Genomic DNA, 13,422 nt, shown 5'->3' with positions numbered 1-13,422 from the left:
AAGGGTTGGAGTGAAATCGGGCGATTGGAAGCCCCGGCTGCTTGCATGGGCACGAGCCCATGCGGCGCATCCGAAGCATCCACTCATCCCGATTGCACTCCAATGCGATCTCCAAAAAAGACTTTGAACAGGCTCTAGAGGTGGGCCAGCGGGTTCAGCGCGTTGTTGCCCGCCTCCCAGTAGTTCAGGCAGCCTCCGGCGAGCTGCGGCAAGGTGTCGAGCATGGCCCGGCCCGTTGCGGCCACCAGGCACGACCAATGCGCCAGCTCTTCGGGTGTCAGCTCGCTGCGTTCCCAGACGGGGCGCGGCGGGTGGACCAGCACATGCCCGCCATCGCTGCGGTGGTTCATGGGCCGCGCGGGCAGGTCAACGGTGCCACCGGCGCAGCGGATCAAGGTGGTGTGGATGTTCACGGGGACTTCTCCAAAACGGAAGGTTGTAAAAAGGGGGCGATGGCCGATCGGCGCCTCATCCGTCGCTGCGCGGCACCCAGCAGGCGATGGCCGTGGCCGACAGCAGCAAGGCTGCAACGCCATACACCCAGGCAGAGGGTGCAATGGGCAGCAGCACACCCGCCAGCACCGGGCCCGCACCGGCGCCCAGGTCCCGCCACACCGACCGTGTCGCCAGCGCCTGGATGCGCCCCGGCCCCGGCGTGCGGCGCGCCACCAGCGGTGGCAACAGCGGCAGCAGCAGGGCCCGCAAGATCACGATGGCCAGTGCGCTGGACCACAGCCACCCCAGGCCAAAACCCACCAGGGCCACCGACGTCAGCACCGCAAAACCCACCAGCAGCACTTCGGCGCCGTAGCGCTCGGCCAGGTCGCCGCCCAACGCGCTCAGCACGATCTCGGCCAGATAGCGGACCGACAGCAACAGCCCCGCCACGATCACCGGATGGCCCGGCAGCACATCGCGGCCCAGGTACGACAAGCCGATGATGAACAGGCCGTCCAGCACCAGCCCCTCGACGAATGAAAAACGGTCCAGGCTACCGGGGAGCCTGCCCCAGCGCTTCTCCGGGGGCGGCATGGCATGCGGCTGGGCGGGCAAGTGCCGCGTGGCCAGCAAGGCGCACAACGCGACGGCGGCAAACACCAAGAAGATGGCCCGGGGCCCCCACCAGAGCGCACAGACACCCCCCGCAGGCAGGGCCAGCATGGGCCCCAGCGCTGCAAAGGCGCGCGACTGCCCCGCGCTGCGCGCTGCGCCCACGGGCTCGGCCGTGGCCAGCGCCTGCGTGGCGAGGTTCAGCGCCGCAAACGCCAGGCCCCACAGCAGCCGCAGGCCCAACAAGGCGATGAACCCGCCAAGGGTGGCGTACCCCAGCGCGCACGCGGCGGCGGCCAGCACGGCCAGCGAGCAGGTGAGCCGCTCGCCATGGCGGGCGTAGAACCGCGCCACCGCCCCGTAGCCCGCAATGCGCACGAGGCGGTTTGCGGCCAGCAGAATGCCCGCCTCGAACAGGGTGACGCCAAACGCCGGGGCAAACATCGGCAGCAGCAGGTAGAGCACCGTGTCCCCGGGGAGTGACAGGCCCAGCGCCAAGGCGGCGCGGCGCGAGTGGAGGTCTGAGGCAGAGGGGTTGGCTGGAGGCTGTGGCATGGCCCGCATGGTGCGCGGCGGTGCCCGGCGCGACAAACGATATTGCTGCGCCCCATGCGTGACAAAATTGCACGCATGTCACCCCGCCTGCCCCCGCTCAACGCCGTCCGCGCCTTTGCGGCGGCGGCGCGCCACCAGAGCTTTACACGCGCTGCGCTGGAGCTGCATGTCACTCACAGCGCCATCAGCCGCCAGATCAAGGCGCTGGAGGAGCACCTGGGCGTGGACCTGTTCGAGCGCAAGACGCGGCAGGTGCTGCTCACGGCGGCGGGGCATCAGTTTCACGCGCAGGTCGGGCCTGCACTCGCGCAGATCGGCGCCGCCGCCCAGTCGCTGCGCGGCGATGCCGGGCTGCGCAGCGTCAAGATCAACGTGCGGCCCAGCTTTGCGGTGCGCTGGCTGATCCCCAGGCTGCCGGGTTTTGTGGCCCAGCACCCGGACATCGAGCCCCAGGTCATCACCAGCACGCTGGCACCCGACCACGCGGCCGAGGCTTTCGACCTGGCCCTGCGGCGCGGCCCGCGCGGGTGGCCGCCAGGCATGCAGGTCCACCCGTTTCTGGAAGACGAGGCGCTGGTGGTGGGGTCGCCGACGCTGTTCGCCCAGCGCCCGGTGACGCGGCCCGAGGCGTTGTCGTCCCACGTGCTGCTGCTGTCCAAGTCGCGCAGCAAGGACTGGGAAAGCTGGAAGAAGCAGGTGAACGCGCCAGCGCTCCAGCCTGCCGGCTGCCTGCAGTTTGATCACCTGCACTTTGTGCTGCAGGCCGCCGTGGACGGGCTGGGCTTTGCGATGGCGCCGGTGTCGTTGATCACGCACGACCTGGCGTCGGGGCGCTTGGTGTCGCCTTTGCCCACCTTGCGGTTGCCGCTGACCCGGCACTACTTCGGCACGGCCCCGGACCCGTCGCCGGAGACGCTGCGTTTTGTGCAGTGGCTCAGGGAAGAGATGGAAGCATCAGCGCCTTCCGAAGCCGTCCCCGTACAGCCGATTTCTGATTAAAAACGAGGTCTAGCGCTTGATCATCAAGCGTCAATAGCTATAAAATTTATAGCAAATGCCAAGTCATTCCCCGTCGCCCATCCACCGTGCCGTCCCCGACACGCGGATGGAGCTGCCCGCCACCGGCCCCATCTCGGCGCGCAGGCGCGAGCGCATGCCCATGTCCTCGCCCTGCACCACATCGATGGCGCCGCCATGCGGCCAGCCCAGGTCGCGCAGGTAGCCCGCCAGTGCGGCGGTGGCGGCACCCGTGGCCGGGTCTTCCAGCACGCCGCCCGAGGCAAAAGCATTGCGGGTGTGCAGCAGGCGGTTGGACTCCACCCACACCAGCACGATGGTGACCAGCCCGGCGGTCACCATGAGCGTACGGCCAACGTCCAGCGCGTAGTGCATGGCCGCCAGCGCGTCGCGGCTGCGCAGCGCCAGCACCAGGTGGTCCGCACCGCCGTGGATGAGCGCGGGCGGGATGCGCGGGTCCAGATCAGATGCACCAAGGCCAAAGAGGGCCAGCGCATCGGCCAGCAACGTGGCAGGCACAGGCCCGCTGCGCGTGCCGGGCGATTGCAGCGCTGCCTGCACCAGATCGCCCGCGCGGCGGCCTTCGACCGTGATCTCGGCCTGGCTCAGCGACAGCGCAAACACGCCGTCACCCTCGCGCTGCGCCAGTGCGGCGCCCAGGGCAATGGTGGCGTGGCCACAAAAAGGCACCTCGCTCTCGGGCGAAAAGTAGCGCACCTTCCAGCGGCCATCGTCCAGTGGGGCGGCAAACGCGGTTTCAGAAAAACCGACCTCGGCGGCGATGCGCTGCATGTCGGCGGGGGTGGGGAGCTGGTCACCGATCCACACACCGGCGGGGTTGCCGCCCCGTGTGCCGTCGGAAAACGCTGCGATTTTTTGGAGCGCCATGGTGTTCAACATCCAGAACGACAGGACAGGAGATGGCAGGGCAGCCAGTGGCTCAGAGCTTGGGAATGCGAATCCGGCTGATCATCAACGAGCCCGACACCGCAAACAGCAGCACCAGCGGGTGCAGCGTAAAGCCGCCAATGAGTACCTTGCCAAACCACAGGCTCTCGCGCACGGCGCCCAGCCAGGCGGCCAGGGCCAGCAGGCCCACCAGCACGATGGAGGTGGGGATGGGCGTGCCTTCAAAATACTTGACCTTGCCGTCGTCGCCCGACAGGGTTTCGGCCGTGACGTTGTAGCGCGCCAGGCGCGACACGCCGCAGGCCACGAAGTAGGCGAGCACGATGCGGTCGTACAGGCCTTGCATGCCGCAGCCATAGGCAATGATGGCCGGGGCCACGCCAAACGAGATCACGTCGGCCAGCGAATCCAGCTCGCGGCCCATGGCCGAACTCTTCTGGCGCCAGCGGGCGATGCGGCCGTCCAGCACATCGAAGATCAGCGCGGCGAGCACCAGGGCGCAGGCGAAATACACGTGCACCACGTCGCCGGTTTCCAGGTAGGTCATCGACGAGAACAGCGCCCCCACGCCGCAGACCGCGTTGCCCAGCGTGAACCAGTCTGCCAGGTGGAATTCGCGGATCATGGAGAAACGCTTGGGATGTTGGGGTGTGTTCATGTCGAGGGCTCCGGTCGCGCCATGCAGGCGAGAACGTGGTTACGTTCTCAGGACGCCGCATTATGAGCGGCTGTGCACGGCGTTTTCTGTAGGCACACCGCCCGCCCGGCGGAGCGGCGATACCGGGCAGGGGTACCGCCCCGCAGTGCGTCCCGGCGGGGACGCCCGGCGATTGTCAGGAAGGCCGGGTAGCCCAACAATGCCTGATCCGTTCACTGCCGACCCCATGACCACCACCCCCGCAGCCCCCCGAACCACGTCAGCACCGCCCCGCAACCCTCCGTTTGCCCCCACCGCCCCGGTGCGCAGCCTGCAGGACGTGCAGCGGCTCGAAGCCCGGCCGCTGGGTACGGCGCTGCCGGTACAAAGCACCTACGAAATCTTCTGCAACGCCGCCCATGCGTTTGGCGACAAGACGGCGCTGACCTTTCTGCCCACGGCCGACCCGGCGGACGAACCCATCCGCTGGTCGTACGCACAACTGCTCTGCGGCATCCACCAGACGGCCAACCTGCTGCACATGCTGGGCGTGGGCCCACAAGACGCCGTGGCCGTGCTGCTGCCCGGCTGCCTGGAATACCACCTGGCGCTGTGGGGAGGCGAGGCGGCGGGCATTGTGCAGCCGCTCAACCCCATGCTCACCGACGAGAAAATCGCAGCCATGATGACCCTGGCACACGCCAAGGTGCTGATCGCCTATGGCGCCGAAGGCGATGTGGGTTACTGGAGCAAGGCCCAGCGCCTGATGGGCATGGTGCCCACCCTGACGACACTGCTGCGCGTGGCGCCCCACGACGAAGCCCCCGGTGCTGCGGGCCCGCTGCCCGAGGGAGTGGTGGACCTGGCCGAGCGTTTGCAGCACCCCGGCGACCATCTGGTGAGCGGCCGCCACATCGTGGCCAGCGATATCGCCGCCTACTTCCACACCGGGGGCACCACGGGTGCGCCGAAGCTCGCGCGCCACAGCCACGGTGCACAGGTATTCACGGCGTGGGGCTGCGTGCAGATGCAGGGCATCACGCCCGGGGACGTGGGCATCAACGNGTTGCCGGGCTCGCTGGCGGCGCTGTCGGCCGGGGTGGAAACCATCATCCCGACCACCGGACTGTTCCGCAACCGGCAGGTCATCGCCAACTACTGGCGGCTGGTGGAGCACTACCACTGCACCTACCTGTCCGCCGTGCCCACGGTGCTGGCGGCGCTGGCCAATGTGCCGCTGGAGGGGGCGGACATCTCCACGCTGCGCTACTGCCGCACGGGCGCGGCCATCCTCGCGCCCGAGCTGGCGGCACGGTTTGAGCGGCTGTTTGGCCTGCACATCCACGAAAGCCTGGGCATGACCGAAATGGCCGGCATCTCCACCATCACCCCGCCCGGCGTGCACGCGCCCGCGGGCTGCGTGGGCTGGCCGCTGCCGTACACGCAGTTGCGCATCGTGGCGCTGGATGCGCACGGCAATGCGTCTGATCAGGACATGCCGCCCGGTGAGCCCGGCATGGTGCTGTTCCAGTCGCCCAACCTGTTCTCGGGCTTTCTGGATGCAGCCGACACGGCCAAGGCCTTCACGCCCGATGGCTGGCTGGCGACGGGCGACCTGGGCTTTGTAGATGGAGAGGGCCGTCTGCACCTGAGCGGCCGCTCCAAGGACCTCATCATCCGCAGCGGCCACAACATCGACCCCAAGGTGATCGAGGACGCACTGGGTGCCCACCCCGCCGTGCAGCTTGCCGCCGCGGTGGGTGCGCCCGATGCCTATGCGGGCGAGCTGCCTGTGGCCTATGCGACGCTGGTGCCGGGCGCTGAGGCCACCGAGGCCGAGCTGCTTGCGTTCACCGCCGAGCGCGTGGACGAGGCCGTCGCCCGCCCGCGCTGGGTGCAGGTGCTGGGCACCATGCCGGTGACCAATGTCGGCAAGATCTACAAGCCCGATCTGCGCCAGCGCGCGGCCTGCCACACGGTGCAGGCGCTGGTCGATAGCGTGTGCGCCGAAGCCCTGGGCCAGCCCCGCCCCCGGGTGCAGCCCGAGGGCGACAGCGCCGTGCGCGTGACCGTCACGTCTGCCAGCGCGGCCCCTGCCGACACGGACGCGCTGCTGGCCCGCCTGCGCGAAGTGCTCGCGCCCCTGCCTCTCACCGTCACGGTGGCCAGCGGCCCGGCGCCCGAAATCGATCACCCACCCGCATAAGCCCGCGTGACAGACCCCTGCTGGCGCGCCACCATGCACGGCGGAGCCCGTTCGGTTTCTTTGCTTCTTACAACAACCACGACAGGAGACAGCGCATGCCCTTCCACCATCCGTTGATGAACCGCCGCCACTGGCTGGGCAATGCCGCGCTGGCCGCCGCTGCGGCCTGTGTCGGCACCGGCACCAGCACGGCCGTCTTTGCGCAGGCGCCCGCCTACCCGAACAAGCCCATCAAGGTGATCGTGCCTTTTGCCGCAGGCGGCGCCACCGATGTGCTTGCGCGCGTGCTGGCCGAGAAGATGGCCGTGGGCCTGGGCCAACCGATCGTCATCGACAACAAACCCGGCGCGGCCGGCATCATCGGCACCGACGCGGTGGCCAAAGCCGCGCCCGACGGCTACACGCTGCTGCTGGGCCTGAGCAACTCCATGCTCACCAACCAGTTCCTCTACACCAAGCTGCCCTACAGCCCCGAGAAGGACATCGCGCCCATCTACCAGATCGCGATTGCCCCGCTGGTGCTGGTGGCCCACCCCAGCGTGCCCGTGGCCACCGGCCCCGAGCTGCTGAAATATGTGGCCGCGAACAAGGGCAAGGTGGCCTACGGCTCGTACGGCACGGGCGCCTACCCGCACCTGGCCGGGGCGTACATGAGCCTCACGCAGAACGCCGACATGAGCCACGTGGCCTACCGGGGCGAGGCGCCCATGGTGCAGGACCTGCTCGGCGGCCAGATCCAGATCGCGTTCGCGAGCGCGCTGCAGGTCAAGGCGCACATCGACGCGGGCAAGCTCAAGGCCATCGGCGTGAGCGGCGAACACCGCATGGGCACCCTGCCCAACGTGCCCACGCTGGCCGAGCAGGGCCTGAACGACGAGGCCTACCGTGTGGCGGGCTGGCTGGCGTTCGGCGCACCGGCCGGCACACCCGCGCCCATCCTGGAGCGCATTGCTGCTGAGGTGCGCAAGGCCACGCAGTTGCCCGACGTAGCCCAACGCATCGCGGCCATGGGGTTTGATGTGCAGAACAGCTCACCCGCGCTGTTTTCCGCCGCGATTGCCAAGGAGCGGCCTGTGTGGGAGCGATTGATCAAGGCGTCCGGCGCGAAACTTGACTAACCCCCTGAGGCGCTGCGCGCCTTCCCCCTGAAGGGGGACGCCGCCAGCGCGGCGGGGCGGCCCTTGCGCGGCGGCACTGGCATGGCGTCACGCCCTGAGGCGAGCAGTCAGGAGAAACAGGGCGGCTGGAACCAAGGACGGCCAGGCACCCCACGGATAGGACAATTTCAAATAAAAACAGGCTCCTGCGCTTTTCCCCAAAGCGCAGGTAGCTATGTTTTTTGCATCGACTTCGCCCGCTGCGCCGCAAACGCCACATACCAGTCCAGACACCCCGGATTCGCCATCGCGTCCTTGTTCACCACCTTTTCGATCGGCTGGCCCAGCAGCAGTTTCTTGATGGGCAGCTCCTGCTTCTTGCCGCTCAAGGTGCGCGGCACCTCGGCCACGGCAAAGATGTCGTCGGGCACAAAACGCGGGCTCAGCGCCGTGCGCACGGCGCCATTGATGCGCGCGCGCAGGGCATCGTCGAGCACGTTGCCGGGGCGCAGCACGACGAAGAGCGGCATGTAGCTCTCGCGGCCCAGGTATTCCAGGTCCACCACCAGGCTGTCGAGCACTTCGGGCAGCGATTCGACCGCGCTGTAGATCTCGCTCGTGCCCATGCGCAGGCCGTGGCGGTTGATGGTGGCGTCGCTGCGGCCGTAGATAACGCAGCCGCCGTTGGCGCCGATCTTGAGCCAGTCGCCATGGCGCCAGACCGCGCCCATGCTGGCGGGGCCGTCGCCACCGCCGGGCTGGCGGCCGTGGCCTGCAGGGTACATGTCGAAATAGCTCGACAGGTAGCGGCTGCCATCCTTGTCGCCCCACAGGTACAGCGGCATCGACGGAATCGGCTGCGCACAGACCAGCTCGCCCACCGCGTCCTGCACGGGACGGCCCTCGGCGTCCCACGACTCCACAGCCGCGCCCAGCATGCGGCACTGCATCTCGCCAGCGACTTGTGGCATCTCGCGGTTGCCGCCGATGAAGGCGCCGCAGAAGTCGGTACCGCCCGAGATGTTGTTCCACCAGATATCGTGCGTACCAATGGCCTCGAACTGCGCGGTGCCCCATTCCTGCACCTCGGGCGACAGCGGCGAGCCGGTGGTGCCCAGCGCGCGGATGCGCGTCAAGTCGCCATAGTCCGCGAGCGTGATGCCCGCCTTCATGCAGTTGGCAAAAAACGCCGCGCCCGCGCCGAAAAAGGTCACCCCCGTCTCGGCCGCAAAGCGCCACAGCACGCCCCAGTCGGGGTTCTCCTTGCTGCCGCCCGGGTTGCCGTCGTAGATCACGCAGGTGGTGCCCGACAGCAAACCCGAGAGCTGCGCATTCCACATCACCCAGCCTGTGGAGCTGTACCAGTGGTAGCGCTCGCCGAAGCTGTTGGGCGCGTAGCTGCAGCCGATGTCGTTGTGCAGCACCTTGAGCTGCAGCGCCACCAGCACCGTGCCGCCATGGCCGTGCACGATGGGCTTGGGCAGCCCCGTGGTGCCGCTGGAATAGACGATCCACAGCGGGTGGTCGAACGGTAGCCACATCGGTTCGAAGGCCACAGTTTCAGTGTCATTTTGAGCTGTAGCGCTTTTCCATCCTGCGCAACCAGCTATCGAAACAGAAGCATCAAGATTGCCCAGCACCACCACGTGCTGCACGCTGGGCAGGTCGGCGCGCAGTTCGGCCAGCACGCCCGTGCGGTCGTGGTCACGCCCGCCGTAGGTCACGCCATCCACGCTGATGAGCACCTTGGGCTCGATCTGCCGGAACCGGTCAAGCACCGCATGCGTCCCCATATCGGGCGCGCAGATGCTCCACACGCCGCCGATGCTCACCGTGGCCAGGAAGGCGACCATGGCCTCGGGCACGTTGGGCAGGTAGGCAGCCACGCGGTCGCCGGGCGACACGCCCTGGGCCTTGAGGTGCAGGGCCAGCGACGCGACCTGGCGGCGCAGCTCAGGCCAGCTCAACTCGCGGTGATGGCCTTTTTCGTTGCGGCTGATGATGGCGGGCAGGCCGGCGGCGTGGGCGGCGTCCACATGGCGCAGCGCCTGCCGCGCGTAGTTGACCTGGGCACCCGGAAACCACTGGGCGCCGGGCATGGTGTTCTTGCCCAGCACGGCGGTGTGGGGCGTGGGAGATTCGATCTCGAAGTAGTCCCACACGCTTTGCCAGAAGGCGTCCAGCTCGGTGGTGGACCAGCGCCACAGGGCGTCATAGCTGTCGAACGCGAGCCCGCGCTCGTCGCGAAGCCAGTTCTGGTACAGCCGGATCTGGGGAATGAAAGGCGGGGTGGTTGGTGTTGTCTCCATGGCGACGCAGCGTACCAGTGCGACCGCCGCCCGGCCAGACGGGCCCGTCGCCCGCTTGACACGGGGCGCCGTGGTGCGGTCTTCGCCACCCCGGGCCTCGGTCTGACAAAAATGGAAGCACGCTTTGCCCCCAGCGCCGCCGTCAGCGCCCAGCCGCCCTCCGTGTGGGCGACTGGCTAGCAGAAACATCGCACCGGCACAAGATTTGCATTGCATCCCCTTTTGGCCGCATGGCTGTGTGCCATTGCCCGCCCCTACCGGCGGATACCTATCCAGACACATGAATCACAACAACAAGAACTTCGCGGTGCGGCGCCGCGTTCTCAAGGGCATGGCCGCCATGCCCCTGGCAGGCACGCTGGTGGCCTGTGGCGGCAACCCGGCCGACGCCACCAACGGGCCACCCACCAGTTCGGCGCCGATTGGGGGGGATGCACCTCCACCCGCCCCGACGCCCGGCACCACGCCGCCCTCTCCCGCAGCGCCGCCAGCCCCAACGGCCCCCCCTACCACCGCACCACCCTCTACACCACCCACCGCGCCACCGCCACCGGCTTCGCCCCCTCCACCTGCGCCCCCTCCTCCACCTGCGCCCCCTCCTCCGCCTGCGGCGCCACCGCCACCGCCACCGCCACCGCCACCGCCACCGCCACCGCCACCAGCCCCCAGTGCCTTTGTGCACCCGGGCGGGCTGCACACGGATGCTGACTTTGCGCGCATGCGCGCCAAGATTGCCGAGAACGCTGCGCCTTGGGTGAGTGGCTGGAACGCGCTTCAGTTTTCGGGGCATTCCTCGCTGAACGGCGATATGTGGCCCCACCCGCTGGCCGTGGTGATCCGTGGCGGCGATGGGCAGAACTTCGGCACCATGATCAAGGACATGCAGAGGGCCTACCAGCTGGCGCTGCGCTGGAAGGTCTCCCAGGACAACGCCTATGCCGACCGTGCCGTGGCTTTCCTGGATGCGTGGTCGAGCACCATGACCACGCTCACCGGCAATGCGGACCGCTACCTCGCCGCTGGCATCTACGGCTACCAGTGGGCCAACACGGTGGAACTCCTGCGCAGCTACTCCGGCTGGTCGCCCGAAGGCCTGGCCCGGTTCCAGAAACTGCTGCTGGAAGTGTTTTACCCGCTGAGCCGCCGCTTCCTGGTGGAACACAACGGCGCCAACATCACCAACTACTGGGCCAACTGGGATCTGTGCAACATCAACGCCATCATGGCCATCGGCATCTGCTGTGACCGGCGCGACCTGTACAACGAGGCCATCGACTACTACAAGAGCGGCCGGGGCAATGGCGCGGCCGCGCACAACGTCTACGCCATCCACCCCGGGCACCTGGGGCAATGGCAGGAGAGCGGGCGCGACCAGGGGCATGCCACGCTCGGCATGTCGCTGTGCGGTGCGCTGTGCGAGATGGCCTGGTCGCAGGGCGACGATCTGTACGGCTACTGGAACAACCGGCTGCTCTCGGCCGCCGAATACGTGGCGGCCAGCAACCTGGCCGATGCGGGTGGCGTGTACCCGACGTTGCCGTTTTTCCGGTATACCAACCGGCAGGGCGTCTTCACCGCCGTGTCAGCGGCCAGCCGTCCGAACCATCGCCCCTGCTGGGAAGTGCTGTACAACCATTACGTCAACCGCAAAGGACTCTCCGCGCCCTACGTGACCGCACTTGCGGCTAAGCTGCGGCCGGAGCCGCGCGGCACAGGGGATGACCCCGGCATGGGCACCCTGACCTTCTCGCTCCCACCCATCGCCCAAGGCGCCGCGCCCAGCGGGCTCACGGCCTACCTCGTCAACGGCCAGGTGCTGCTGTCGTGGTGGGGCAGCGCCTACGCCACGGCCTACGAGGTGCAGCGCGCACCCGCAGCGTCGGGCCCGTTCACCACACTCACCACCGTGGGCGAGGAACGCACCCATACCGACACACCCGGCGCCGGCACCTGGCACTACCGCATCGTGGCAGTCACCCCAACGGGGCGTCTCACGGGTGCCGAAGTGCGCAACGTCGCCACCGCGCCGCAGCTGAGGCTGCACCTGCCCTTGAACGAAGGCAGTGGCACAACGGCCACCGACCAGAGCGGCAACGCGCTGCATGGCCGCCTGGTGGGCGGCACGTCGTGGGGCACGGGCCGCACGGCGGGCAGCAGCGCCGTGGCCCTCGACGGCACCAGCGGCCACGTGGCCCTGCCCACGGGCATCATGAAAGACATGGCCGACTTCACGGTCGCAGCCTGGGTCTACCGGCAAAGCGCGAGCGCCGGGAACGCCCGCGTGTTTGACGTCGGCTCCAGCGACGTCGCCTACCTGGCACTGCTCGCCAACACCAGCACGCTGCGCTTTGCCTCCACTGGCACCACCTATTTCGGCGAGGAAAACGTCACGTCCTCGGTGGCGCTGGGCACAGGCCGGTGGGTGCACCTGGCAGTGACCCGCCGGGGCAACACCGTGGCCCTCTTTGTGGACGGGCAGGCCACCGGCACCCTTGCGGATGCGCCCTTTGCACCCCACCAGCTGGGCGCCACCACGCAGAACTGGCTGGGCCGCGCGCAGTACGGGTCCGACCCGTACTTTGCGGGCCGCATGCAGGATTTCCGCCTCTACAGCGGGGCGCTGACTTCCGTGCAGATCGCGGCCCTGGCCCAGTGACGCGCTGCAGAGCCCCGGCGGCGCACCGGGGCTCTTCGCGCTACCGGCTTCCAAAACACTGCTGACACCAGGGCTTGGCTAATTTCGCACAGTTGTGCTAAATTCTGCCCCATGGATGCCAAGACCCAGAAATCAGAACTCACCCGCGCCGCCATTGTGGGCGCCGCGCTGGACCTGGCTGCGGCCGAAGGGCTGGAGTCGATCACGCTGCAGGCCGTGGCCGACCGCGTGGGGCTGTCCAAGAGCGGCGTGTTCTCGCGCGCCGGCTCGCGCGAGGCGCTGCAGAAGGCCGTGATCGAGGAGTTCGGGCGCCGCTTTCTGGCGGATGTGTTTGTGCCTGCCATGCAGCACCCCAAGGGCCTGCCACGCCTCAACGAGATCGTGCGCCGCTGGATTGCACGCACGCGCGATGTGGAGGCGTTCACCGGCTGCATCTACACCGCGGGCGCTTTCGAGCTGGACGACCGCGAAGGCGAGCTGCGCGACCTGCTGCACTCCGAGATCACCCGCTGGCGCGCGGCACTGCGCCGCACTGTGCTGCAGGCCATCGAGGCCGGGCACCTGCCCGCCGACACCCCGCAGGAACAGCTGGTGGGCGAGATCTATTCCATGATCATGGGCTTGTTGCACGACGTCCGCTTCCTGCGCGATCCGCAGGCAGTGCCACGCACCGAGGCGTCCTGGGCGCGCCTCGTCAAGAGTTATCAGTCCACCTGATCCTCCCGCTCTCCGTGCTATTGCGCGATGGATACCTCTTGTTCTTCTTTGTCCCAATTTCGCACAACCGTGCGAAGAAAGGAAACACCATGCTGAGCTTCTTCATCTTCCTGGGCATGGCGGCCATCGTGGCCGCAGCGGGCGCCGTCCATGCGGTGCGCCAGACACTCGCCAGCCTCCCACGCAGCAACCGGGACTGGATCTTCTACTGACCTTTCACCACGCGCCGACCCACAGCCCGGCGCGTGCCAACCCCAACCCTTCAGGAG

General features: G+C 68.1%; 11 protein-coding genes and 1 pseudogene. 7 read left to right on the top strand and 5 right to left on the bottom strand.

What is annotated here, in order from left to right:
- Nucleotides 1-134 precede the first annotated feature (134 nt).
- Both ASE52_RS17845 and ASE52_RS17840 read right to left on the bottom strand, forming a co-directional pair.
- On the bottom strand, nucleotides 135-413 hold the full coding sequence (locus ASE52_RS17845; protein ID WP_057227996.1) for a hypothetical protein: 279 nt from the start codon (nucleotides 411-413) through the stop codon (nucleotides 135-137).
- A gap of 55 nt (nucleotides 414-468) precedes the next feature.
- Complete coding sequence (locus tag ASE52_RS17840) at nucleotides 469-1,605, bottom strand: MFS transporter (RefSeq protein WP_198928122.1); 1,137 nt, start codon at nucleotides 1,603-1,605, stop codon at nucleotides 469-471.
- Between the two features lie 75 nt (nucleotides 1,606-1,680).
- On the opposite strand from ASE52_RS17840, the gene ASE52_RS17835 reads away from it, so the two are divergent.
- Nucleotides 1,681-2,604: a LysR substrate-binding domain-containing protein gene (locus tag ASE52_RS17835; RefSeq protein ID WP_057228550.1), complete on the top strand. Its 924-nt coding sequence runs from the start codon at nucleotides 1,681-1,683 to the stop codon at nucleotides 2,602-2,604.
- A 63-nt stretch (nucleotides 2,605-2,667) separates the two neighbouring features.
- Here the strand turns inward: ASE52_RS17835 and ASE52_RS17830 are convergent, their stop codons facing one another.
- Both ASE52_RS17830 and pssA read right to left on the bottom strand, forming a co-directional pair.
- Nucleotides 2,668-3,510 carry a PhzF family phenazine biosynthesis protein gene (locus tag ASE52_RS17830; RefSeq protein ID WP_057228548.1) on the bottom strand — a complete coding sequence of 281 codons (843 nt, stop codon included), beginning with the start codon at nucleotides 3,508-3,510 and terminating at the stop codon, nucleotides 2,668-2,670.
- 52 nt (nucleotides 3,511-3,562) lie between these two features.
- The gene (pssA, locus tag ASE52_RS17825; protein ID WP_010465242.1) at nucleotides 3,563-4,189 is read right to left on the bottom strand and encodes a CDP-diacylglycerol--serine O-phosphatidyltransferase; all 627 of its coding nucleotides are present in this window, start codon (nucleotides 4,187-4,189) and stop codon (nucleotides 3,563-3,565) included.
- 226 nt (nucleotides 4,190-4,415) lie between these two features.
- On the opposite strand from pssA, the pseudogene ASE52_RS26340 reads away from it, so the two are divergent.
- The 3 genes and pseudogenes from ASE52_RS26340 to ASE52_RS17815 all read left to right on the top strand — a co-directional run.
- A pseudogene (locus ASE52_RS26340) lies at nucleotides 4,416-5,232 on the top strand (AMP-binding protein); the annotation flags it as partial.
- Between the two features lies 1 nt (nucleotide 5,233).
- Nucleotides 5,234-6,374 (top strand): AMP-binding protein (locus ASE52_RS26335; protein WP_241777043.1); only part of this gene is annotated, 1,141 nt, incomplete at its 5' end.
- A 95-nt stretch (nucleotides 6,375-6,469) separates the two neighbouring features.
- Nucleotides 6,470-7,492, top strand: a complete 1,023-nt coding sequence (locus ASE52_RS17815; protein WP_057227994.1) for a tripartite tricarboxylate transporter substrate binding protein — start codon at nucleotides 6,470-6,472, stop codon at nucleotides 7,490-7,492.
- A 212-nt stretch (nucleotides 7,493-7,704) separates the two neighbouring features.
- Here ASE52_RS17815 and ASE52_RS17810 read toward each other — a convergent pair whose 3' ends face one another.
- Entirely contained in the window at nucleotides 7,705-9,780 is a 2,076-nt protein-coding gene (locus ASE52_RS17810; protein ID WP_057227993.1) for an acetoacetate--CoA ligase, read from the bottom strand.
- A 280-nt stretch (nucleotides 9,781-10,060) separates the two neighbouring features.
- On the opposite strand from ASE52_RS17810, the gene ASE52_RS17805 reads away from it, so the two are divergent.
- The 3 genes from ASE52_RS17805 to ASE52_RS26440 all read left to right on the top strand — a co-directional run bounded on the left by ASE52_RS17805 (nucleotide 10,061) and on the right by ASE52_RS26440 (nucleotide 13,365).
- Entirely contained in the window at nucleotides 10,061-12,436 is a 2,376-nt protein-coding gene (locus ASE52_RS17805; RefSeq protein WP_241777042.1) for a LamG-like jellyroll fold domain-containing protein, read from the top strand.
- A 111-nt stretch (nucleotides 12,437-12,547) separates the two neighbouring features.
- Nucleotides 12,548-13,153: a TetR family transcriptional regulator gene (locus ASE52_RS17800; RefSeq protein ID WP_057227989.1), complete on the top strand. Its 606-nt coding sequence runs from the start codon at nucleotides 12,548-12,550 to the stop codon at nucleotides 13,151-13,153.
- An 89-nt stretch (nucleotides 13,154-13,242) separates the two neighbouring features.
- Nucleotides 13,243-13,365: a hypothetical protein gene (locus ASE52_RS26440; protein WP_258070063.1), complete on the top strand. Its 123-nt coding sequence runs from the start codon at nucleotides 13,243-13,245 to the stop codon at nucleotides 13,363-13,365.
- Nucleotides 13,366-13,422 lie beyond the last annotated feature (57 nt).

The sequence above is a fragment of the Acidovorax sp. Root275 genome, assembly GCF_001428965.1.
GTDB lineage: Bacteria > Pseudomonadota > Gammaproteobacteria > Burkholderiales > Burkholderiaceae_C > Acidovorax > Acidovorax radicis.
The sequence above is the reverse complement of the archived record's forward strand: the minus strand, read 5'-3'. Positions and strand labels throughout refer to the sequence as shown.